The 24,971-nt window shown below is 58.7% G+C and carries 13 protein-coding genes and 1 pseudogene; 8 read left to right on the plus strand and 6 right to left on the minus strand.

The genetic code is table 11. The features are described 5' to 3' along the window. Positions 1 to 280: 280 nt before the first annotated feature. On the minus strand, positions 281 to 1,240 hold the full coding sequence (locus DY467_RS02700; protein ID WP_164633925.1) for a type IV secretion system DNA-binding domain-containing protein: 960 nt from the start codon (positions 1,238 to 1,240) through the stop codon (positions 281 to 283). Positions 1,241 to 1,697: 457 nt separating this feature from the next. On the opposite strand from DY467_RS02700, the gene DY467_RS02705 reads away from it, so the two are divergent. From DY467_RS02705 to DY467_RS26150, 6 genes and pseudogenes are all read left to right on the plus strand, one after another. After that, the gene (locus tag DY467_RS02705; RefSeq protein WP_164633926.1) at positions 1,698 to 5,456 is read left to right on the plus strand and encodes a hypothetical protein; all 3,759 of its coding nucleotides are present in this window, start codon (positions 1,698 to 1,700) and stop codon (positions 5,454 to 5,456) included. Positions 5,457 to 6,217: 761 nt separating this feature from the next. Continuing rightward, a complete protein-coding gene (locus DY467_RS02710) occupies positions 6,218 to 7,372 on the plus strand; it encodes a patatin-like phospholipase family protein (protein ID WP_164633927.1) in 1,155 nt (384 codons plus the stop codon). Positions 7,373 to 7,461: 89 nt separating this feature from the next. Further along, complete coding sequence (locus DY467_RS02715) at positions 7,462 to 9,237, plus strand: gluzincin family metallopeptidase (protein ID WP_164633928.1); 1,776 nt, start codon at positions 7,462 to 7,464, stop codon at positions 9,235 to 9,237. A gap of 5 nt (positions 9,238 to 9,242) precedes the next feature. Next, the gene (locus tag DY467_RS02720) at positions 9,243 to 10,901 is read left to right on the plus strand and encodes an MBL fold metallo-hydrolase (RefSeq protein ID WP_164633929.1); all 1,659 of its coding nucleotides are present in this window, start codon (positions 9,243 to 9,245) and stop codon (positions 10,899 to 10,901) included. A 376-nt stretch (positions 10,902 to 11,277) separates the two neighbouring features. Beyond that, positions 11,278 to 13,077: a GAT domain-containing protein gene (locus tag DY467_RS02725; RefSeq protein ID WP_164633930.1), complete on the plus strand. Its 1,800-nt coding sequence runs from the start codon at positions 11,278 to 11,280 to the stop codon at positions 13,075 to 13,077. Positions 13,078 to 13,258: 181 nt separating this feature from the next. Beyond that, positions 13,259 to 13,493, plus strand: a pseudogene (locus tag DY467_RS26150) (transposase); the annotation flags it as partial. A gap of 1,494 nt (positions 13,494 to 14,987) precedes the next feature. Here the strand turns inward: DY467_RS26150 and DY467_RS02735 are convergent. The 3 genes from DY467_RS02735 to DY467_RS02745 form a co-directional block, all read right to left on the minus strand. Continuing rightward, positions 14,988 to 16,646, minus strand: coding sequence for a DUF6119 family protein (locus DY467_RS02735; RefSeq protein ID WP_164633931.1), 1,659 nt, complete (start codon positions 16,644 to 16,646; stop codon positions 14,988 to 14,990). 613 nt (positions 16,647 to 17,259) lie between these two features. After that, positions 17,260 to 18,201 carry a sensor domain-containing diguanylate cyclase gene (locus tag DY467_RS02740; RefSeq protein ID WP_164633932.1) on the minus strand — a complete coding sequence of 314 codons (942 nt, stop codon included), beginning with the start codon at positions 18,199 to 18,201 and terminating at the stop codon, positions 17,260 to 17,262. A 107-nt stretch (positions 18,202 to 18,308) separates the two neighbouring features. Next, positions 18,309 to 19,013: a Crp/Fnr family transcriptional regulator gene (locus DY467_RS02745; protein ID WP_164633933.1), complete on the minus strand. Its 705-nt coding sequence runs from the start codon at positions 19,011 to 19,013 to the stop codon at positions 18,309 to 18,311. A 399-nt stretch (positions 19,014 to 19,412) separates the two neighbouring features. Between DY467_RS02745 and DY467_RS02750 the strand changes: the two genes are divergently transcribed. Then, positions 19,413 to 21,776, plus strand: a complete 2,364-nt coding sequence (locus DY467_RS02750) for a TonB-dependent receptor family protein (RefSeq protein WP_164633934.1) — start codon at positions 19,413 to 19,415, stop codon at positions 21,774 to 21,776. 20 nt (positions 21,777 to 21,796) lie between these two features. Further along, complete coding sequence (locus DY467_RS02755; protein ID WP_164633935.1) at positions 21,797 to 22,231, plus strand: EF-hand domain-containing protein; 435 nt, start codon at positions 21,797 to 21,799, stop codon at positions 22,229 to 22,231. A gap of 54 nt (positions 22,232 to 22,285) precedes the next feature. Here DY467_RS02755 and DY467_RS02760 read toward each other — a convergent pair whose 3' ends face one another. Then, positions 22,286 to 22,903: a class I SAM-dependent methyltransferase gene (locus DY467_RS02760; RefSeq protein WP_164633936.1), complete on the minus strand. Its 618-nt coding sequence runs from the start codon at positions 22,901 to 22,903 to the stop codon at positions 22,286 to 22,288. 326 nt (positions 22,904 to 23,229) lie between these two features. Beyond that, positions 23,230 to 24,828 (minus strand): ABC transporter substrate-binding protein, encoded by a 1,599-nt coding sequence (locus DY467_RS02765; protein WP_164633937.1) that lies wholly within the window; start codon positions 24,826 to 24,828, stop codon positions 23,230 to 23,232. Positions 24,829 to 24,971 lie beyond the last annotated feature (143 nt).

A 24,971-nucleotide genomic window follows, 5' to 3' on the forward strand; every position in this document is an offset into this window, starting at 1 on the left:
TTAGGTTCACGATCAGAAAGCTAGTAGTTGTTGCTATCTCGCGTGTAATATTCAGCGCGGTGGATGATAGCGAAAGATGCGACCAAGAGGACCTCCCGGTAGGAGGCATTTCATCTATCGTGCTTGATCTCGCTAATTTTGGTAACTGGGCTCAATCCGAATGATACGTGAGAAATCAAGAGTATCGGACGCAACTACTCCGCCACCTCTATCAGGCAATCAGGCGCGTATCAGTATTTCAAGGTGCGCGCCTAATTGGGAGAAAGAAAGGACCGTTCTGTCACTGTCGGGGGAGCCAGACAGTCACCGGCCATGTCAGTTCAAGGATGTCACCAAATCCGGTAACGAGCGCATGAACCTTGTCATCGAATACACCAAGATCTTGGTTCAATTGCTCGGGGCGCACGAGAGGAATTTCCCTCTTTGTGGACGGCGACGACGCGTCAGATTTGTACGGTTTCTCCGGTGTATCGACGATCGTGCGCAGACCGATCATGTATTTGGATACTTCGGTGGATGGCTCGCCTGGTCGCATGCGGCCAATAATGACCGTGGCAAAGCGACCGATCATGTTGTTGGCGCCGACTCTATTGTAGCTCAGCCGAAGTTGGTTCGGATCCTGAAGGGTTGCAATCACCGAAGCATTCTTGTTGCGGCCAACGTCCAGCAGTTCCTGGAACCGACCAAGCGACCCTAACTGATGGAACTCGTCGAGAACCAGATGAAGGCGCCGTTGCTTGTCCGGATTGAACGCGGCATCGGTCGCGTATGCGGCAATCAGATCGATCACCGCGCCAATCCATGCCGCACTGAGTTCACTCAGGCGAGCCGAGCGTTGCAAGAGAACGATACGAGGCTGCTTGTGGTCACCGTTCATGCAGCGAACAAATGAGAACCGGTGGTTGGGAGACACGTCACGCCAATGACGAGCCAGCGGTCCCAGCACGCGCAGGACGTGCGCGCGATAAGTAAGCATGAAACTCGCCGAAGTCTTTGACAGGGAGTGGCCATCGTCGTCCATGTCCAGCAGGGCGACCGCAGGGGATTCGACTTCAACGAGCTTCGCATACAACGTCGCGGCATCAAGTGATACGATTTCGAGGAGTGCCTGCGCGCCCCATTTCCGCCCATAGGTTGCGCTCGCGCGAGAGAGTGCACGGAAGCCCAGGGAGCTCGCCCATGGCGTGGGTACCCACCTTGGCCACCACCATTTACAAAGAACCGGCAAAGCACGGATCACCGAAATTACTCGGTGCGATGTCGCCAAGTGATTGGGCGATGATTTTCGCGGCCACCAGGAGCTCGTTGCACTTGTCCGCCGACCTGTCTCAACTCAGAACACTACAGCCGAGATCTTTTCGGGCTGGCGCGTCACCGACCGAATAGAGAGACCGACGACCGGGCGCCCTGGCTCCAGCCAACCTCGACGTAGTCCCAAAATGATAGCTTGACACACTATGCGCCGTACGCCTCCAATGACGCACATCCTTTGTGTATTAACAGGTCTCAAGGAGCTACAATCGTTCGACAGAAATATGGTCCAGTGGACTTTGCATGTCTGTTGGACACATCAATGTCGCCCCCGCGTTGACAATTGAGGTCGCTCACACCTCTGCTACGTAGCAGACACGTTCCACGCTATCATAACCCATCGAAGCAACTCCATCGTCTCCGAAACGACCCATAACAACAGCGCGATGCTTGAAATCACTGGCGATTATGTCGCCGAACTCAACGACAAAGACTTACGAACTCTGGTCGGCTTGTTGTGCGAGGCCGAATTGCGCAGGCGTCGATTGCCAACCTCGGCAGTCACTTGGGGAGGTGACCATTCCGCAAAAGATGGTGGCCTAGATGTCTATGTAGCACTCCCGGCAGGAACCGCAATTGATGGGTTCGTCCCGCGAGCCATAACCGGATTTCAGATAAAGAAATCCGATATGCCTCGCAGCGCCATCATTCACGAAATGAGGCCAAACGATTCGATCCGTCGATCTATCATCCGATTAGCGAAAGAGGGAGGTGCATACATAATTGTGAGCGGTGCTGGGTCAACCTCCGATAGCGCCTTGCAGAGCCGTCGCGCGGCCATGGCAGAGGCTCTTCATGGGTTACCTGAACTTGATAGACTTGCCTTGGATTTCCTTGACAGAGGCCGCTTAGCAACATGGGTTCGGGATCATGCAGGCTTAGTTCTGTGGGTTCGTGAAAAGATTGGCAAAGCGATCCCTGGCTGGCAGCCCTTTGGGAACTGGTCCAACGCACCCAAGTCGACGACCCAACATTACCTGCATGATAGTGACATGCGCATAGTTACTGGACGCAGCGACGATGGAAATGGACTGTCGACAATCGACGGGCTCAATCGAATTCGCGAACTGTTGCACACGCCTGGCAAGGTTGTTCGCCTAGTTGGCTTGTCGGGTGTCGGCAAGACTCGTCTGCTGGAAGCTCTATTCGACGACAGTATTGGAAGGAATAGTCTCGATCCTGCTCTCGCAGTATACACGGATATTGCCGATCAACCAGATCCACCTCCGCACCGCCTGGCTTTAGACCTATCGGCAAACGAGATGCGCGCGGTCCTTTGTATTGATAACTGTTCCCCGAGTATTCATCACAGCATATCAAAAGTTGTCAGAGGTCCACGAAGTTCCCTCAGCCTAATTTCCGTCGAGTACGACATCCGTGATGACCAACCTGAGGGAACAGATGTTTTTATGCTGGCCCCTGCGTCCATTGAACTCATTCAAACATTAGTTGCCAGACGTTTCTCGCACTTATCACAGAGCAGCGTTCGTACGGTCGCAGCATTTTCAGGCGGGAACGCACGAATCGCCATCGCCCTAGCTAACACCATAGTGAAGGACGAGGCGATAACGGGACTCAGAGATGAAGACCTATTCCGTCGCCTCTTCCAGCAGCGGCACGAGCACAACCATTCTTTGTTGCTGATCGCTCAAGCCTGTTCTCTCGTATATTCGTTCGACGCGTCCGAAAATGAAAGAACAACCGAAGTGCCCATTCTTGGCGGAATGATCTCCAAGTCGCCGGACGAGATGCACCGAGGACTTGCTGAGTTGCGGCGTCGAGATTTGGTTCAAAAGCGCGACGTGTGGTGCGCTGTGCTTCCACACGCGATAGCAAACCGCCTAGCATCTATTGCACTCCAGAGCATTCCATTTCACACGATAAAATCGGCACTGATCAAACGCGACCCATCGCGACTTTTGGTATCATTCTCTCGTCGTCTAGGACTACTATATGGAAGCAATGAGGCGCGGGATATTGCTACGGAATGGCTTTCTCCGGGCGGCCTCCTATTCGATATCGCGAATCTGAGCAAGATTGAGAGGGAGATCTTCGTCAATATTGCTGCACTCGTACCGGACAAGTCAATTTCGTGCATCGAACGCATGATCGCTTCGGACAATTTCACTTCCGTCAGCCATCGCGTCGTCTCGCTCATCCAGTTGCTCGCGTGCGACCATCGCCTATTCGACCGCTCGGGAGAGTTATTGGCGACCATTGTTGCACGGCACAACGAACGCAAAACCATCAACGATGCTGCTAGGGCTTTCGAATCATTCTTCGATATCAGCCTTCCAAGCACTCGAGCCCCCGTCGAACAGCGGTTATCTCTGCTTGAGCGGGTGATGCGGTCTGACTCACCGAAGATGCGGAATCTCGGGCTCAGTTCGTTCGGCGCCATGATTCGCGTAAAGGTTCCTAATTCATCCTACACGCGCGACTTCAAGTCGGCGAAACTCGATGGCATTGCATACTCAGAGAGCGAAAGCGCTTCTATCTATTGGCATAAACTTGCGCTCGCTCTCTTTGAACGTCTCGCAATTTCAATGGACTCTATTTCAGCGGCATTACGCCGGATTGTTGGAGCGCATCTCTTCGATCTCTTGGAGACCAAGGCGCTACACGGGACTATTGAGCGCGTAGTTCACTCAATTGCGAGCAACGGGTCTTCGCCGGAAGGATGGCTTGCTATCAAAAGAATGCTCACGTATCGCACTAACACTCTCACGCGTGGTTCGATTGATCGATTGATTTACTTCGAAGAGCAACTGCGCCCTAAGGATCTCGTTTCAAGTGTGCGCGCCTTCATCCTGTCGAACGATGGAAGTGGCACGGAGTTTGATGGTATTGAGAGCTTTTTAGACGCCCACAATGCTTACTCGCATGGGCCGGCAGAACGAGTCACAAACGCGATTGCTGAGCTTGCGAGAAGAGTTGCGTCCGAAAGGAGAGCGTTCGACGCTCTCCTGCCGGAGCTGATAACGGGTGGCAGGCGTGTTTGGCAATTTGGCTATGTTATGGCTCAAAGCTGCAGGACGCCACATGAATATTGGGACGCAATGGCGCTTCAATTCCGTAAGAGCCCGGAAAAGTACCCAGAAATTATGGCTGCGTTCCTCGCCGGGTGGCAAATCGTTGCTCCAAGACATGTCGATGCAGCTCTCGATGCAGCGCTCGAAGACTCTGTCCTTGGATCGTGGTTCCCGTATTTTCAGGCAAACGTCACGATCAACGAAGCCGCTTTGGTTCGACTTCACAAGGCGTTAGAGCTTGAGCTTGCGCCGGTTCATAGATACTCACATCTCGCTTCTGCGACAGTATGGAGATCAATGTCGAGCGTCGCGTTTTCCGATCTTGTTCTGACGATAGCAAGGAAGCTAGGCGGTGATCGCTCCGCGTTACACATTTTAGCAACGCGCATTAGACACGACGCGAATCACAAACAGGCTGCTTCATCGGACATCATTAATGCGGGACAAGAGGTTCTTCGCAACTACGAATTGGATCCGTCGAGACAATATGTGTCTGGCCGCGAAGAGATGGAGCTGAGCTTGGTTTCGTCTAACTGCCTTCTCGGCGATCCGGGTGAAAGCGTTACCCGCCTCATTGTGGGTAGGATACGACGCATTACCGCATACCTTGAGACGAATTCGTACGCTTACCTTCTAAGCAAATTGGTAGAACTGCAGACACATGCCGTCCTTGATGAGTTGTTTAACAGCAATCAATCGCAGATTGTTGCTATAGTCCGATGGGCAGAGCGTTTTCCTCCAAATCCATTGACGTCCATCTCAATCAAGTCGTCACTCTTATACTGCAACGAAGATCCTGCACGTCGTTATCCTATAGCCGCGCAGTTACTCCCTCTCTTTGAGAAACGAGATCAGGCAGGCCGAATGACGTGGAATTCACTAGCCTCGCTCTTGATAGGAAATGCTCCTGAACCGCATTTAGTTCTCGCAAGTATTGTGGAACGATTGTCTGTTTCCGACGAGAGCGTCAATTTGCTGATGGAGTTGGACGTTGATGGTGATGCCGGCCTTGTGGAGCTGAGGAGAGAAGCAGTCCAGCGGCTTAGGGAGCACATTGAAAGAGCTCGCGCGGACGAACTGAGTCAGAATAGGCATCGCGCAGCATTTGAATGAAACGGGGAGTCGCCAAAATTTCTCAGGTAACGCAAGCTGATGAAAACGCAGGAGCCTATGCAACGTAGTTCCCAGTTGCCTCCGATGCCGTGCACGCCTTCTCCAGAGATGGCCAGATGAAGTCGCAACAGTTGACCGCAGAGCATTCGAAGGTCCGTCAGACGCTCTGGCATCGCTACCTATTCCTCGACCGAGGCAAACCCAGCCCTCACATCTGGCATATTTGAGGGGAAATACTGCGCACCTGCCGCCGGGTCCGAGAACAATCCTTGGACATTCTCCATGCTGGCATCTCGATAAACGCCAAATTCTTCTGCTTAACGAGCCCTCCTCGAAGCCTGTCGTGTATTGCGTCTTTCGCATAACTGCGATTTTTCTGATTACCTACTGGTATTTGAAACGGGCTATCGCGATACCCAGAGTCACCGAGCCCCCATGTCAATAGCTTCGATGCTCGATTGCGAATGGCCAATATTGGCCTAACCGTTCATGCGCACTACTTAAGAATATTCGTAGATCGTTCTTCCAAGGAAGCAAGGGTGCTTCATGCTGAGGTCTACGTCTTGAGACAAAACGAACAACAACCTGGATTAGGCCCTTCAAGCAACATCAGACGTTTCCCGCGTGTTGGCTTGCCAATCCTACCGAGGCGGATACTCTCTCGAAATTGCGATATCAACTTAGTTGGCGGGGTGGCATCAGTCGTTGCAGAGCGCGGTTAATGTGGCTCACGCTTCAACAGAGCAACCTGGGACAGGCCCATGCCCATTGATCAATTCCTTGATAGGACTCCCGTGCAACCCGAGGTCGGCATTGGCCTGGCGCTGTCCGGAGGCGGTTACCGCGCCATGGTGTTCCACGTCGGCGCGCTGATCCGGCTCAACGAGGTCGCCCTCCTACGGAAAATCAGACGAATCTCAAGTGTATCCGGCGGATCGATCACCGCCGGTGTACTGGGCATGAGCTGGAAGGAACTGACCTTCGTCGGCCACGTCGCCAGCAACTTCGATATTGTTGTCCAGCGCATCCGGGAAATGGCCGACGTAACGGTCGACGCCGGGGCGATCATTGGCGGCATCTTCCTCCCGGGCTCGATCAGTGACAGAGTCGCGCAGGCCTACGACAAGATACTGTTCAAAGGCGCCAAGCTAAACGCGCTCCCGGACGATTCGCAGCCGGGAAATCCACGGTTCGTCATGAACGCCACTAACATGCAGACCGCTGCATTGTGGCGCTTCTCGCGTAACTATATGGGCGATTATCGCGTAGGTCTAATCGAGCGCCCGGACGTATCTCTTGCAGCCGCGGTAGCTGCCTCGTCAGCGTTTCCGCCGGTGCTCTCGCCGTCTGAGCTCGACATTACCCAACCAGTTGTCAACACGCCAGGCACCGACCTTCACAAGGAGCCGTACACCAAGACCGCGATCCTCAGCGATGGCGGCGTGTACGACAACTTGGGTCTCGAGACAATTTCGAAGCGCTTTAAGACGCTCCTGGTCAGCGATGCCGGCCAGAAGATCGCCCCCGAGGAAAGCCCGCACCGCGACTGGGCCCGACATTCCTTAAGGGTTCTTGATACTGTCGACAATCAGGTGCGGAGCCTACGTAAGCGTCACCTCATTGATTCTTATTTACGCAAGGAGCATTCGGGGACCTATTGGGGGATACGAACGAACTTTACGGACTACACGCTTGATACAGATCCACTGAACTGCACTTCCAGAAATTCGAGTCCGTTGGCGGAGATTCCGACACGGTTGGAAGCCATGCCGCGAAACTTGCAAGACAGGCTGATGAATTGGGGATACGCGGTCTGCGACGCGGCGTTGCGCTCCCATATCGAACCGGCCCTGCAGACCGAGCTGGGCGTCACCATCACTCCTCCGGCGAAGTTTCCGTTTCCGGGAGGGTATTGACAATGCCGCCGTTGTCTCCGCCCGCATTTCGGCGTCTTCAGGTGTACGCGTTCGATCCGTCAGCCTCTACAGATCTACGGACGGCGACGATGAACGCAGCTGTCGTCAAGGTCCCCTGGGAGAACCTCGCGCCCGGACCGGTCGGAGAGTATGTCGAAGTAATAGACGTCGATCCTGCAAGTGACGCCTTCTACGAGCCGGTCGACCTTAACTCGCCGGAACTGCTGGCGCAGGATGGCTTTCCACCTTCCGAGGGAAACCCACTTTTCCATCAGCAGATGGTTTATGCGATCTCGATGACGACGATACGAAACTTCGAGCGAGCACTCGGACGCAGAGTGCTATGGGCGCACCGCTGGGCGCGCAGCGACCCGGCGGCTTACAAGGGACGCGAATACATCCCTAGACTTCGTATCCACCCGCACGCGCTTCGGGAAGCCAACGCCTACTATAGTCCGAAGAAGCGCGCGTTGCTGATGGGCTACTTTCGCGCAACCGGTGACAACATCGGAACCAGTCTCCCTGGTGGAACGATCTTTTCCTGTCTCTCTCACGACATCATCGCGCACGAGATGAGTCACGCTATCCTCGACGGGATGCATCGGATGTACCTTGAGCCGAGTAATCCGGATTCGCTCGCGTTTCACGAGGCGTTCGCCGACGTCGTGGCGCTGCTTCAGCATTTCACCATGCCAGAGGCGGTCATGAATCAGATCAGCAAGCTACGCGGCGATCTCTCGCAACGTTCGCTGCTGAGCAATCTGGCCACCCAGTTCGGCCAAGCGACCGGCAACTACGGCGCATTGAGGGACGGCATCGACAAGGTGGACCCTGCCACCGGACTGCCCGATGCAGGGGCGATTCTAGACATATCAGAGCCTCACGCTCGGGGCGCCATTCTGGTCGCGGCTGTGTTTGATGCATTCGTGACGATTTACCGCAGCCGGGTCGCTGACTTGATCCGCATGGTCACCGGCGACGGCTCCCGGTTTCCCGAACACGACCTCCATCCGGATCTCGTGAACCGCCTAACGACAGAGGCCAATAAAACCGCGGGTCACGTCTTGCGGATGTGCATCCGCGCCCTGGACTACCTACCGCCGGTCGATATCACGTTTGGCGACTTTCTTCGCGCAATTGTCACCGCCGATGCAGACCTGGTCGCCGACGACAACCATGGATATCGCATCGCGATTGTGGAGGCCTTCAGACGCCGCGGCATATATCCGCGCGACTGTCGCTCATTAGCCGTGGATAGCCTGTTGTGGCAGCAGCCCGACGAGGACGCTAACATCAATTGGCTAGACGGCATCGACCTAACCTACATGGAATCACGCGAAGCGGTCTGGAGACAGGCGATCGACAATGCGGCAACGTTCTACGGCCTGCTGCGCGATCGATCGCGCTTTTCGTCTGACACTCTCCGAAAAATGGGCCTCTCGCTTCGTGACGGTGCCCCGAAGACGATCAGACGTTCGCGCTCGTCAGGCGAACCTGTATTCGATGTTCAGTCCATGCGCACCACGCGTCGGATCGGGCCCAACGGCGAGGACCTGCCTCAACTCGTTGTCGAAATAACGCAGGAACGTCGCGGCTTTAGCGATCGCGCCCTGCAGGATCAGGCTGACTCGGATGGCCGCGCTTCCCGGGGCTCGGACTTTGTGTTCCGCGGTGGATGCACTCTCGTGATTGACCTCCACTCGAGGAGTATCCGCTACATTGTTGGCAAAGACATTGAAAGCGCTTCAAGACTGGATGCTCAAAGACGCTTCCTGTTCGAACGAGATTCAGAATCCCTCGGATCGACCTATTTCGCGCTCGGATCGCGCGAAGAGCCGTTCGCATTTCTTCACCGGAACGGGTGATAGCCATGGCCAAGAAAGTAGAGGCGAGCAACCGAGTCAAGCCGAAGAAGGTAGCCAAGCGAACAGCGCCCTCAACCAAAGCCGAACCGCGCAGGCGTGCCGCGCCCCGAACCGAGTCCAGCCCCCGGGAGGCAACTGAAGCAAACGCGGCACGGCCAGGTCACATATCGATCCGCATGTACAATAACATCCTCGGTGACTGCTTCCTGATCCGGATTCCGGGAGGCAAGAGGGAGGTCAAGATCTTAATCGACTGCGGCGTCCTGCAGGGAATGCCGGGCGCGGCAGATATTATGGGCGAGATCGCTGCCGACATTGCTCGCACGACCGATTCACACCTTGATGTGCTCGTCGTAACCCACGAGCACTGGGACCATCTCTCGGGTTTCTCCCAAGCTCAGGAAGTCTTTTCGAAATTTAGAATCGACGAGCTTTGGCTCGCTTGGACGGAGAACGACAAGGACGCCGATGCTGCCATGATGCGCTCAAGACGGCGCAAAGCACTCGCATTGCTTCTCACGCTCGATAAGCACTTTGGGCCGACAGCCGCTCCGGAGGACGATCCGGATTCAGACGAGATTGCTCCCGTAGCGACACAGAAGGATGACCTCAGAGAACTCCTCGCTTTCACCGGCGAGGCTCCGCTCGGTGCCGCGGCGACGGCCAAAATGACGACCGACGAAATCTTGAAAAAATTGAAGAAGCGTGCTTCCAAAGTACGGTATTTTACACCGGGTGCCGACCCGATAGCGTTGCCGCACGACGTCCCGGTGCGAGCATATGTCCTCGGCCCGCCGAAGGATACGAAGCTCCTATTGCGCAGCAATCCCCGCAAAGGCGAAGTCTACCTTAGGGGTGAACCCGATGAATTCGGCGGATATCTTGCTGCGGCGCTTCAGCTCGACAAACAGAGCGACGCCTTCGATGCCGACGAAAGGAATGCTTTCGAGATGGCAATGCCATTCGCATCTTATCACTTTCGGGCGTTATCGCGGATGGAGCCGCCGCCGGGAGCCGACGGTCAGGGCTATTTCGCGAGACGCGACGAGTGGCGCCGCGTCGACAGAGATTGGCTAGGAGCCGCAGAACAACTCGCACTCAAGCTCGACTCAGACACCAACAACACTAGCCTCGTCCTCGCCTTCGTGTTCGGAAAGGAGGCCGACCGCCGCGTCTTGCTGTTCCCGGGCGACGCCCAGGTGGGAAATTGGGAATCCTGGCAACAGTATATTTGGCCCCACGGCGCGCACCGGGACGATCCGCACTCCGTCGACATCTCGAAATTGCTCGCATCAACGGTGTTCTACAAGGTAGGCCACCATGCAAGCCACAACGCCACGCTTCGAGCTGGCGGCCTTGAGCTAATGACAAATCCCGACTTGGTTGCAATGATTCCAGTGAAGGAGGAATTCGCGCGGAAGACAAAGCATTGGAACATGCCATTCCCTTCGCTTCTGGCCCGGCTACTTGAAAAGACCAAGGGAAGAGTCCTGAGAGCTGACAAATCGCTCGCCGACCTCAAGGCCGACAGCTCTAAGAGAGTTGGCAAGCCCGGCGAACTTAGCGAGGAGGACTGGAATGACTTCTACAGTCGTGTCACGGAAGGGCCGACGACCGAAAACGGCGAGGTGCCATTGTTTGTTCAATACTATATACCGCTCTGATAACCTCGAATATACCCTCCGTATGCTGGTTGATCGGAAGAGGATCTCGGGAAGGAAATGCGGCTCCAGGAGTTCTAGGCCCACGATGACGTTCGTCCGCAGCGGATGGTCGGCGCGAACCCGCGCCTCCACATCCACATAGCTGAACAGGGCTCCCATCCGTTCGTCGCTGCCCCCCGCATCGTTCGCCCTCAATGAATCCGCATCCAACGGAATCATGACGCGGGACGCGCCGCCAGTGACTTCTTCAACAGCCTGATAGAGCCTCTAATCTTTCGTCCGCAACGGCCGTGACTGTGTCTGTGCCGACAAGCATCTCTACGGAATTGCTCTGACGCGCCGACGTCGTTAATTTCGACGAGACAAGGAGGTCCTCATGGGACTTGGACAGTCGCGTATATCCTCGCCATGGGCGGTTCTCAATCTATTCGATCCAGACGAGCGGCGCGATTTTCTTAACGAATCCGCGCTTGACGAGGCGGACGTAGCTGACCGCTTCACAGCCTCGCACTTACTTCTCTGGATCGTCCGTCGACGAAGCAACTTTGTCCAAATGACGGCTGAGATAGGCCGTTGGCTTGCAAAGATCGAGGCGTCAATCCGGGGCAACATCGAGTTCGTAGTCACCGTCCATGATGGAGAGGAGATGGACTTGGCATTTGGGCCCCAGATACGGCGCATGCTGACGACCGCCGAACTCTGGATCGACCGACCGATCCCCGACGTACGCGCGGCGCTCGACATAGCCCAGGCCTCGCTGAGCCAGTTCTGCGCCGATGCTCGGCCGACCGAGCTCATGCGAGACTCCGACGTTGGCAAGTTACTCCGAGATTTTTCGGATTTTGATCCTCGGTACGAGATCGCGGCCGACATGATGCGAGAGATTGTCCGGGAAGTGGATCCGGAGGATGAGACTCTGCTGCGCGAATTGCAGGACTATGTCCAAGGCAGCCGTGCACGCATCGATAAGCTACTAGTTGACTATCCTGACGCCGAGGCAACCTTGGCGCCCCTTAATCAAATGTCTGACGAAGTGACCTCTGCCATAGAGCGGATCGAAAGCTACGTTTCACGGCGTTGGAACCCGCCCCCACCGCAGCTCGATCGCGTGCGCATGCTGGGTGTGGCGCGCCAACTCGATGACGTCGAGACCGTGATCAGGCAGACCCTAGATTTCGACGACTCCTGTGGGGATCTCCTTGAGGCGATGGCGCTGGCATTTTGGAAGGAGCGGTGGCGTCTCTATGAGCTTTGGCTTCTGTGCGCGACATGCGATCAACTCGCGCAGGCGTGCGATCGTATCGATGCGCTCGGCCGTGTTTCCGACGGCAAGTGGCGGCTGAGATTCACGCGGGACGCAACGCCGGTATTGATCTGCGAATTCGGTGAGGAGGCCATCGAGGTTTTCTATCAGTATTTCGAAACGGGGAAACATCGGGCTAACATGCCTGACATCGCTCTTCGCCGTCGATCGACAGGCGATTGGCTGGCGATAGTGGATCCAAAGATGGGGCTCACCTATCGACAACGGGAACTGGAGGAAGTGTGCCTTCGCTACGCCGATGCATTCCAAGCGCAAGTGAGTATCGTTGCCAACTACTTCCCTGACAGACCGCGGACGGAACGTCTGGCGCATAGATCACAGGCCCTAATTTGCCACGGCCTGCGGCCCAGCTGCGCAAGTCCGATCCGCACCGCGATTGCCGAGGCCGTCGTGTCGGCGGGCGTCCAGCTGCGCACCAAGCGGGTCGTGGTCCTTGTCGACGTCTCAGGATCGACGGAAGCTTGCCAGACCGAAATCCAGGAGGCGGTCGGCAGGGCGCTCCGTGCCGACGCCGAAATCGATCTAGGCGGCTCCGTGGTAGCGTGCTTCTCTGATCGTTGGATTGAGCATATGAGCGCTGCCTCATTTGAGCGATTGCCCCATCTGCCATCCGCAGCGGGGGGGACGAATCCTCGCAGCGCTTACGCCCAAGCCGCCCAGATACTGACAGACGCACCGGGGCCGAAGGAGATTTGGCTCTTTGGCGATGGACAGGATGCAGACGCCTTCGACGTTGATGCAATGCAGGACCACGGTATTGCGGTTCGCGCCTACCTTTGCACGACAATTGTACCGTCGTCGCTTGAGCGCCAGTGCGTAGCGACAGGCGGCTCGGCGATCACCTTCGCCTAGCTCACCACCGACCCACGGGCTGCGTCCGAAACACAATAGGTTATGGAAAGCCTGTGAATACTGATCGAACGATAACCCGATCGGCTTTGGCGGCCCCCCTTAGAAGCTGACGGAAAGAGAAGTGAGTGACTCCAGCAGGTTGTGATTCCATCGAATTTGCGAAGATTCGAGGGAGATCACGATGGCCCGGACCGCGATCACCCGCCGACAGTATCGCCGCGACGGGTTGCGGTACGCAAGCCATCTGACGGACGCCGAATGGGAATTGCTGGCGCCTTTCATGCCTGCGCCGTCGCCGATCGGGCGACCGATTTGCGTGCGGGGGTGAACGCTATCCTGTACATCGCTTCGACCGGTTGTCAGTGGCGCCAATTGCCGAACGAGTTTCCGCCCCGTACTCGACAGTGCAGGGCTATTTGATGGCGGCGTGCGCCGCTTCAGCGCTCCCCCCCCCGCGCATGTATAGTTGGAATACCACCGGCCTGCCGGTTGTTCGTCCCGGTCCGCGTCATTCCCGATCCACAGACGCGCAGACCGCGATGCCCGTGAGCAGCGAAGGGCTATTTACCACACGCGGTGGCGCCACCTTGGAATTGTTCTGCGTGAGTTTCGCCCGGACCCGCTCGAAGTCGCTCTTCTCGATCAGGACCGGGACAGAGATGTAGACGATGCTGGACAAATCGTGCTTGCAGCCATCGCGCGAGCCACGAACGCCGTAGGGCCACTACTGGCCAGCGGAATAGCATGCGTTGGTCAGGATCTGTGCGCCGGCCCAACGCCGAAGGTCGCTCCCCGTCGCATTCGGTAGCCGTGGCTATTCAGCCACCTCGTCGTTTCCTTCACACCGAGCGGGCCGGTGGTCCCGTCCCCATCCAGGTAGAGCTTGTCATCAGCCGGACGGTTTCGGAAGCGACTGGCAGATGCCCGGTCGATCGGCGGCCGGCCTGCGGCTGATCTCCTTCTGATAACCAGGGCCTGCGGCCCTGACCGTCAAGGGCAGCGCAAGGACCGCAGGCGCCTCCCCATTCTTCCGCGCCTCAGAACTCGAGACCTGCGACTTACTGTTGCTCACGAAGAATTTGCGGACACGCGAAATCATCGAACTTTGAGGCAGTGCTCCCCGCATTAGTTCGAGATATTTCTTGTCGCGTGCTAGCGGTGTGAGAATTAGTTTCTCCCGATCGACAAGATCGATCGAATACCCAACTTCCGCCGCGCGCTTTGCGAAACATTGAGCAGAATAAGAGAAATGACTCGCCGTCAACACCACGATGCCCCGAAGCGTCCGGCCTGCTTCTGAAGCTATCACTACGAGCAGAGATCTAACAGTTAGAACCGGCTAAACCGCATCCGGTTGAGCACGTCTTTTGACCTCGATCATCGCACGCAACTTTCCGTTCACGTCGACAAAGATAATGTCCTTTCTACCGTCTCCCGGGGCGACCGACATGAATAACTTCGCTATCGGCATGGTTCGCCCGGAAGATTGAGGCGACTATATTCTTTATGGCGCTCAAAACTATATTGTGCCAACGGCGAGTTAAAGAAGGGGCAGTTCGCCCTCTTGTCCAATCCATCAAACATGGCCCAGAATTGATCAGACGTAATTTCGACGGGCTCGCCGTCCTCGGTTACGAAGTCTTCGTCGCAAAAGTCGAAACGAATGAATTCATAGTTGGCCCCATTGTTCCACAGGAAGTCTGCTGGTCGCGACTGAGATGTGGGCACTGTCCGATCGGGTTTTGGGTCTCGCAAGTCTGGTTCGCGCCTGTGCGCCTCTTCGAACTGAAAACGTAAGCTGTTCGGACTGACCCCTGCCGATGCGTTTTCTCACCACTTTGAAGCCGGCCTCCGTCCGCAAGCTAAGCATTCGTTTATCCTGCCGATGCAGGGCCCATACGGACCTGGTTTCAAACCCGTTCTACAAGGTGGATTTCCACTTGGAACCCCATAAGTTGAATGCGGTCAGCAACAGCCCGAAGACTAACCTTACTAAAGAAGGGAATGCTAACGACTCCAGATTTTTTGGACCGGTCCCGCATGATCCCGAACACCACGGTAAATTCGCTCGGCACCGGCTTCGAACGCCCATCAGGCAAAATGGCATCAAATCCTGTCTTCTTCGATTTCATCTGCCGCTTCTTTACCTCCTTGCGGAGATCGATCCGGAACTTCTCATCGCGCACGAAGGACTCGGCTGACACGACGCCCTGATTCCATAGGTGACTAATCGGCGCCGAAGAGTGACCGTCCTTCAAGTGAATGAACTGTTTGGCGGCCGAAAGAAAATCACAGGGTTCGAGGTTGGCGCCGGGCGCACTTGCGGGCGACAGCTTCACCTGATCCAGATTGAGCAGATTTTCGTGCGCGTCGAGCTCAGCGATGAATTCGCGTTCACTTTCGGTAGTGGTAGACGCGACAAATGGCTTATTTGCCACCAGCTTGAGGAAGTCATTTTCAACAGCTGCGTGAAACGCCTTGTCGACCACGAACCAGTCACCGGCAAACAGGACGTAGGTATCGCTCTTGTGAGTAAGCTCATAGACGAAGCAGTCATACAGCTTGCGCTTTTGCTTCTTGTCGCCTTCGCCATTGGCGATCACGCGTATCTCATGACTGCCGCGAAGTTCAGCCATATCGGCGATCTCCGCGATCTGCCCGGCCTTCAGCTCCCCAACATAGTCTTCAATCGCAATTTGCGAATAGACTTGCTTGCGTCCCGATCTTAGCCCGATCCCGAAATATCCGACCTCGACACTCTCTTCGGGGCTCAGGATGTCCGGCAACGCGATGTGAAGGTCCGACTTATTTCCCTTCACCAATTCTTGCAGCTCGGCGAAAGCTGCTGCGTCCAGTTGCTCAAGAAGATCCTGCTGCCGGACCGGCGCAACAAAGTCGATAAAGCCGAAATCTTTCTTGTAGTCTGTGGCCTGATAGAGCTTCAGCGCCGTCTTGCATTTTTCGATCATGTCGGCAGGCGAGGTTTTCGTGTGCAACGTCAGAGCATCTTTGCCTGCCAGCGACTTTGCGAAGGAATTGTCCTTCGGTGACCCGGCCGCCAGCCTCAGGAGGTCCCGATCGACGTCAATCCCGAACCCTTGCAAATCGGCGTCGCGACTTGCCTGGATGCGCTTCTGAAAGGTCGTGGCATCCAGCGTGGCAACGTCGAGGCTGCGCAGATTTGAGCGGGCAACTGAATTCAGAACGACCTTCAGACCGAAGCTTCGCTCGAAGGCGTCAGGATCGAGCGAATGATGGCCGGTTCCGAAAGTCAGGGCCATCGTGCGCTTCGCAAAGCGTTTGTCGTCCGGGGTCACCTCTAAGAAAAACACCGCAGCACAGCTTTGGTTTACCAGCCGCGGGAGTCCTCTCGTTGCAAACCCGCTGACAAAATCAAACCACGTCGGCGGTACCTCAGGTGCCTGACCAACAAATAGCCTTCCAGCTTCAGAAGGCCTCTCTTCAAGCTCATGGCCGTCCCGAAAAGAATCATCAATGGTACGCCCACCTCGAAGAAGCCTCACGGAAAGGCTTATCGACTTGTTTGCTATACCTCCCGCGCCAGCCATTTCGCGACCTCAGCCTAATACCCCCGTAGCGAAGGGCTTCAGACGACCACCGCCCGCTTGATTAGGTCATCCGCAATCAACGGTTGGCAAGCCTAGAATGTTATTCGGCGCACCACTTGACCGCCAATCGGCGCCGAGGTTGACCCGGTCAAAACGGAAGAGGCCTCTGAATATACCGCCGGATTGTTCATCAACGATAGGGTCAATGTCGGGAGCCGATAGAGGTCAAAGTTCGGCGTCTTCTCACACTGGATGGTATTATCAGCTTCATGATCAGTTCTGGCACCTTCGAACGCGGCCGATAGGCCTGCAACAGCGGACCTCATCGACGGGTCGATCTTGGATTTGATTGGAAACGACGCCCCTCTCGGCGGTCGCAAACGGCACGCCCCCCTAGTCAAGAGGTCAATCGTCGCACGCTCAGGTACCATCCGCCAAAGACATATCGATATTTCAATGATGTACGAGTTCGCAGTTTTGTTCTGAATGGTGCGCCATCCTGCTGCCATGCAGGATGTGATCACGACCTTCCCATCGGATATTCGACAAGCGGGCATAGCCGCGGGACAGGCGCTGCGTTCGTGCGTGCCCTGAAGCGATCTAACAGCCCCCGCTACGCCGCCCGGCTCTGCGCTTGATCTCCGATCAGGCTCACCCGATTCCGCCCTGCAGCTTTGGCCTGATACAGCGCGAGGTCGGCTTCGGCGAACAGGTCGGCGATCCGCCGCTGGTGAGGGCGGCCGATCAGGGCGGCGCCGATCGAGGCGCTGACTTTGATGCGATGGCCGTTCCAGAACAGCGGGCGGCTCAACATCACGATGGTCCGCCGCAGCACGTCGGCAATCCGCGCGGCTTGGGTCGGCGTCCGAAGGATGATGGCGAATTCGTCGCCGCCGAGACGGCTGATCAGGCCGGCGCTGTTGAAGGCGCGGCGCAGGCGCTGGGCCACTTCGCACAGGCACGCGTCGCCGGCGAGATGGCCGAGCGTATCGTTGAGCTCCTTGAAGCCGTCGAGATCGATCAGCACCAGCGCTGAGGCGAAGCCATGATGCAGGCTGTCGCCCACCACCTCGCGATAGCGCGTCTGGAAACAGGCGCGATTGGCAAGGCCGGTGAGAGGATCGGTTTCGGCCTGCTGCCGCAGGCGCTCGATCGCGAGCCGGTCGGATGTGATGTCCTGTTTGCAGCCGAAGATCCGCACCGGGCGGCCGCTCTCGCGCAGCGCATTGATCGACAGCCGCATCCAGCGCATCTCGCCGCGCCATGTGCGGATCTCGGTCTCCAGCGTGACCGGACGTCCGCTCTGGATCACTTCGGCGCGGGCGAGCTCCATGTGGCGCCGGGATTCGTCGATATAGAGGTCGACGATGCTGGCGCGCCGCAGCGGGTTGCCGATCGGATAGCCGAACAGACCATAGACCGCGGAGGTCCAGTTCAGGCGCTCGGTTGCGAGGTCGCACTCCCAAGCGCCGATCCCAGCGGCGGTCAGGGCCTGATCATAGAGACGTGCGCGAGCCTCGTCCGACAAAACCGAGGCGACAGAGTCTTCCCTCATCGGCGATCCGGCAGCGATTCAAGACCTTATTTGGACACCTTAAGGACTAGGGCTGCCGCGTTAATGATTCCTATATTCATTTGCCGCACGTGCGCGGGCCGCTCGTCTCAACCGATCCCGATCCGCGGCTCGGCGATTTCGGAGATCCGGCTGATGTCCAGGATCGTCAGGCGGTGACGACCACTTTTGACGAGGCCTTGTTTCTGCCAGGCGCTGAGGGTGCGGCTGACGGTGAAGTAGGTCAGGCCCGCCATCGAGGCGAGGTCGATCCGGGTGACGGGGGATTCGATATGAATACCGGCGGACGTCCGCACGCCTGCCTGGGCAGACAGCCGCAGCAGCGAGGCGGCGATCCGCTGCGCGATGCATTTGCCGGTCATCTCGGTGGCGCGCTGCAGCATCTCGCGTGTCCGGTCGCCGGCAATGCAGACGACGTTGTCGGCGAGCGCCGGACTCTGCTGGGTCAACGCGATGAACGAGCTCGTCCGCCACGCCAGCACCGAGGTGGCTTTGATCGCGGTGGCGGTAGCTGGATATGAGCGCTGGCGAAACGCCGCCACGCAGCACAGATCGCCCGGTCGCATGATCCGCAGCGTGATCTGCTCGCCCTCGCTGTTGAGCTGGGTGACGCGGACCAGGCCGCTGAGGATCTGAAACAGATACTCCGGCACGTCACCCTGGTGAAACAGCGCCTGCCCGGCCGGGAATTGCCGCAGGCTCGACGCGTCCAACAGGCGCGACGTCTCCGCGGGCGGCAATTGCGAGAACAGCGCGCTGCGTGCGGCAGCGGCGCGTAGGACACCCTTTTCCATCATCAACCTTGCAACTCTGCGGCGTCTATCAGCGGGCGTTTCCTACGCGCCCTTCCTATCAGCGGCACTGGCCGCTGTGGTTTTGAAGGCCTCTAATCGGCACGTGAACAATTGTCACAGTCGCGAGCTTTTCTAGGGGGCCGCCGCGCCCGCGGCCGGCGTTGTTTGCTCGAAAGCAAAAAGCCGCGGCGATGCGCTCGCTATGGTCAGCGCTGATCGAGAAAGCCCGATTGCCATCGAGATCAGAACCGAAAGGTCGTGATCGCGGTCGCTGACGCGGGCCTGTGTGCCGGCTGTCGCGTCCCGCAAGGGCGCGATCTTTCATTCGCAAGGAGGGCGAGCCATCGCCGCGCCGCACGCCGACGAGGCGGGCGATGATCGAATGGACGGGATCGAAGAATGAGAGCGGATGCGCATCCGGACACACGCAGCCTGATCGGCAAGACGCTTGCGGCGGCACCATGCCGGCCGCTGCGAACCATCACGCTGGCGGCACTGCTGACCTCGAGCAGCCAGCTCTGCTTTGCGCAATCGGCAACGCCCGGCGCCACCATCACGCTCGACACCATCGTGGTCGAGCAGCCGCGCGAAGCCGTCCGCGCGCCGGCGCGGCCGCGCTCCGTGGTGCGTCGCGCCGCTCCTGCCGCGACACCGAGCGCGGCGCCGGCAGCTTCCGCCGTTCAGACGGTGGACCTGGTGCGCGAGCGCTTCAACGTGCTGGCCGGCGGCGTCGCCCTGGTGTCGCAGAAGGACATGTCGAACGCGGGCAACCCGACGCTCGCCAATACGCTGTCCGGCGTTCCCGGACTGATCATCCAGAACTTCCTCGGCGCCAACGACCAGCCGCGGATTCAAATGCGCGGCTCGGCGCAGCAGAACCCGGCCGAGCGCGGCGTGCTGGTGCTGTATAACGGCCTGCCGATCAACCGTGCCGACGGCTCCTACATCGTCGGCTTTGCCAATCCGCGGCAGGCCGAAGCGATCGAAGTGTATCGCGGCTACATGGCCAACCGGCTCGGCGCCACCGTGCTGAGCGGCGCGATCAATTTCATCTCGCCGACCGGATCGAGCCAACCCGGCGTGCAGATGTCGGTGAGCGGCGGCAGCTTCGGCCAAATCAACAGCAGCGCCCAGATCGGCACCAAGAAAGACAACGTCGACGCCTTCCTGCAGTTCGACACCACCCGACGCGACGGCTTCCGCGACTACAATTCGTCGGACCGCACCAGCCTTAATGCTAACGTCGGCATCGCGCTGTCGGAGAACGTCAAGACCCGGTTCTTCCTGGGCTACACCGATCTCGGATTCGACGTCGCAGGCCCGATCAACAAGGACGCGCTGTACGCTAATCCGCGGCAGACGGCGACCGGACCGACCGTGGTCAATGGCGTCGCGATCAACCCGGGGCCGAACGCGGTGCGCGACAAACCGCGGCGCGACGCCAGCCAGTTCATGATCGGCAACCGCACCACCGCGACATTCGATGCTCATCTGATCGATATCGCGCTCGGCTACACCTACACCGACGACACCTTCCGGTTTCCGATCTCTTCGGGGGTGCGCGCCACCAAGGGCGGCGACTTCACCGGCCTCGTCCGCTACGCCTACAACCCTGCGGACGCGCTGCTGCCGCTGTTCGAAACCACCGCGCAATACAGCGTCGGCTCGGCGGATCGCGACTACTATCTCAACCAGAGCGGCATGACCGGCGCACAGTTCGGCAGCAACCGGCTCGACGCACAGACGCTGTCACTGTTTGCCGGCGCCAACGTGCCGGTCTGGCAGCAATGGACGGTGTCGCCGGCGATCTCTTACGCCTATGCGACGCGCGACAATGACGACCGCTACACCGCAGCGACGCGGCCGACCATCGCATACAATCCCGCCAAGCCGACCGTGCTGCTGCCGAACGGCTCGGTGCCGACCCAGGACAACGGCTACGCGCGATCCTACTCGGGCTGGAATCCGAGCCTGGCGCTGTCGTATCGGCCCGACGCGACGCAGACCTTCTTCATCGCCGGCAGCCACAGCTTCGAGCCGCCGACCCATGACGATCTGATCGCCACCATCAATGGCACGCCGAATTCCAGCCCCGGACGACCGACACCGGCCAATCCCAAACTGGTCGCAGCGGCGTTCGCGACGCCGAACCTGTCGGCGCAGACCGCGGTGACGGTGGAAGGCGGCTGGCGCGGCCGCGCCGATCGATTCTCCTGGGACGTCGTCACCTACTACTCGTGGATCGACAACGAGCTGCTCAACCTGCGGGACGTCACCGGCGCCTCGATCGGCGCGATCAATGCCGACCGCACTACGCATTTCGGCATCGAACTCGGCGCCGGCGTGAAATTCACCGACAAGCTCTCCGGCCGGCTCGCCTACACCTATCAGGACTTCCGCTTCGTCAACGACCCGCTGCGCGGCAACAACAAGCTCGGCGGCGCGGTGCCGCATCTGATCTACGCGCAACTGCAGCTGCAGGCGACCGACGCCTGGATGGTGCAGGGCGCCGTGCGCTGGAGCCCGGCCGAGGTGCCGGTCGACAATATGAATACGCTCTATGCCGATCCCTACGCGGTCGTCGATCTGCGCAGCGAGTACCGGATCAACAAGACGTTCCGAGTGTTCGGCGAGATCACCAACCTGTTCAACAAGACCTATGCGGCGACTTCGCTGGTGGTGGATCAGGCGCGTCCCGATCAGGCTGCCTTCCTGCCTGGCGACGGCCGCGGCTTCTACGCCGGCATCAAGGCGTCGTTCTGATCAACCAGCAAGGATACGATATGACCAAACGCTTTCTTCTGGCGGCCATCGCGGCTGCCACGCTGGTCGCGCCGGCGATCGCCGCGGACTCAGTCAGCCTTTCGCACTTCCTGGAGCAATGGGACGGCAACAATGACGGCGTCGTCACGCTGACCGAGATCAAGCAGGGACGCGAGCATCGTTTCTACGCCTTCGATGCCAATGCCGACGGTTATCTCGATCGCGACGAATATGCGCGCTTCGACAAGGTGCGCGACGCCGGCATCGCGCGGTTCTCGCCTGAGGAGCAGGTCAAGATCCGGCAGATCGCCGACGGCCTGACGCTGCCGCGTAATGACACTGATGGCGACGGCCGGGTGTCGCGCGCCGAGTTCATCGACGGCAGCACCGCGTGGATGAAGGCGATCGACAAGGACGGCGACGGCCAGCTGACGTCCCGCGACTTTCCGGACTAACGCCTTTGCGATCGTCCGGGCGTGTTGCCTCGCAGGGACGATCGCCGCAACGGCTTAGGCCGGCTTGCGCGCCACGATGTAATGGGCGTGGCGATTGCCGCCAAAAGTGCGTGAGGCCTCGATCTCGAATCCGGCCTCCGCGATCGCGGCGCGAAGCCGCTGTGACGTCAGCGATTTGATCGGCGGCACCCAGCCGATCCGCTGCAGCACCGGGATCACGCCCCAGCGCAGCGCGGGGTTCATGTCGCCGATGCAATAGGTCTTGCTCAGCAGCAAACCGCCCGGCTTCAGCCGGTCGCGAATGGTCGACAGCGTGGTGCGGATGTCGTCGACCAGATGCAGGATCAAAAACGCGCAGACGGCGTCATAAGGCGGCTCGCCGGTGGACAGATCCGCATCGGCAACAGCGAAGCTAAGGTTTGGCGGCGCCGGCTTCGCGCTGGCGATCCGCACCATCTCCGGCGAGAGGTCGGTCGCTGTCCAATGCGCTACCCCTGACGCGAGCCGGATCGCGGTGCCGCCGGTGCCGCAGCCGATCTCCAGCACCCGATCCGACGGCGAAAGCCTCCCAGCCGCATCCGCCAGCATCGCCTCATAGGCGGCGACGTCCTTGATCGGCCGCGCGGCGTAGCGCTCGGCCATCCGATCCCAAAATCCGCGTTGGCTGGTCATGCTCGCTCGTCCCCGCGTCGCGATTGGCGACGGGCGCAAGATAGAGCCCGACACGCCCGATGGGCACTCGCCGAACGGATGGTGGTGACGAGTGGTCGCACCACGCTGGCGCGAGTCCAAATACCTCTTGTCGGCGCTGCTGCGTCGTGGAGCAGGACGCGTGCACAGCGCCACCAATAGGCACGAACTGCATTTTTCTTAGGCAAGCCTGTCAACCAACGATAAGCTGAACTTTGGCCAAGCGATAAGTTTGTGCAGCGGGCGACAAAAAAGGGCTGCGCACTTTCGCACGCAGCCCGTTTTGTGATCGCTATTGTTGGGCTTGGTTACTGCAGCCCGATCGTGGTCAGATCCTGAAACCAGTGCTGCGCCTGCACGAAGCTCTTCACCTTCGGCGACAGCGCGTGCGGATTGGTATCGTGCACCACCCACACCAGCGCGGCGTCGTCGACGATCAGCGAATGCGCCTGCGCCAGCAGTTCGTCCTGCTTGTTCGGCTCGAACGTGGTCTTGGCCTCGTCGATCAGCGCATCGACCTTCGGGTTCTTGTAGCCGCCCCAGTTGACGCCCACCGGCGCCACCTGCCCGGAGTGGAAGAACCGCACGATCGCATACAGCGGATCGGAGGTGACGTAGGCGATGTTGTTGGCGGTGATGCCGGCGTTGGAGTCGTCCGCCGCCCCCTTACGCCAAGCGGTGTACAGAACCTCGAGTTCGACCACCTTGAACTCGACGTCGATGCCGATTTCCTTGAAGCTCTGCTGCAGGAACTCGTTCATCGGCAGCGACAGCATCTGGCCGGTGCCGCCATTGGCGATGATGAAGGTGGTCTTCAGCGGCTTCTCCGGCGAATAGCCGGCTTCCTTCACCAGCTTCTTGGCTTCCGCCAGATCGTATTTGATCTTGAACGACGGGTTGCCGAACCACGGGCTCGACGGATCGACTTGACCGACAGCCGGCTTGGCGAGGCCGTTCATCAGCCCGACCACCGCCTCGCGATCGATCGCAAGATTGAGCGCCTTGCGCAGGCGAACATCCGTCCAGGGCGAGCCAGGCAACACGCTGAGGTGGTAGTTCCAAACGTGCGGTGTGACGTTGTCGACGATCTTCATGCCGGCAGCCTTGAGCTGCGGCACCGCGTCAGGCGCTGGCGTTTCGATCAGATCGACCTGGCCGGCCAGCAGTGCGTTGGTGCGGGTCAGCGCTTCCGGCATCGGGATCAGCACCAGCTTATCGGTCTTCGGCAGCCGCGACTTGTCCCAATACTCATCGTTCTTGGTGAGCTCGGCGAGCTCGCGCGGCACCAGCTTGGTGAGCTTGAAGGGACCGGTGCCGGACGGATTAGCGGCGAACTTGTCCCAGTCCTTGCCGACCTTCTCGTACTGGGCCGGACTGGACACCAGGAACCACAGCATCTGATAGGGAAAGAACGAGTCGACCGTCTTGGTGGTGATCTCGACGGTGGAATCGTCGATCTTGGCGTAGCTCTTCACCGACGGCAGCCGGGTCTTCACCTGCGCGCTCTGCCGCTTGTCGAATTGCGGCGCCTTGTCGTTGAGGACCTTGTCGAGATTCCAGATCACCGCATCGGCGTTGAAGTCGCTGCCGTCGTGAAACTTCACGCCCTTGCGCAGCGTGAAACGCCACTTGGTCTTGTCGGCGTCGTCGACCTTCCACTCGGTGGCGAGCCCCGGCACCAGCTTGCCGGGCCGATCGCCAACGTTCATCTCCCACGCCACCAGCGGATCGTAGATCGTGTAGCCGGTGAACTGATACGCGCCGGCGCCGCGATCCGGCTGCCCCGTGGTCAGCGGAATGTCGGCCATCGAGATCCCGTAACGCACCACTGTTTCCGCACGCGCCGCACCGATTGCGCTCGCCGCAGCAAACAACGCGCCCAGCACCCATGAACTCTTAAGTCGCATCGCAACTGATCTCCTGATGACGATGGGCGAACCACTTGCAACGGGCGCGCCACGACGGACCCGCAGTTTTGCATTGGGGGTCTGCGCGTCTCCGTCGAGGCCGGCGGCGTCGGACTGCCGCTTTGGCTGGCACATGCATTGCA

Source organism: Rhodopseudomonas sp. BR0G17, assembly GCF_010907025.1.
Classification (GTDB): domain Bacteria; phylum Pseudomonadota; class Alphaproteobacteria; order Rhizobiales; family Xanthobacteraceae; genus Rhodopseudomonas; species Rhodopseudomonas palustris_H.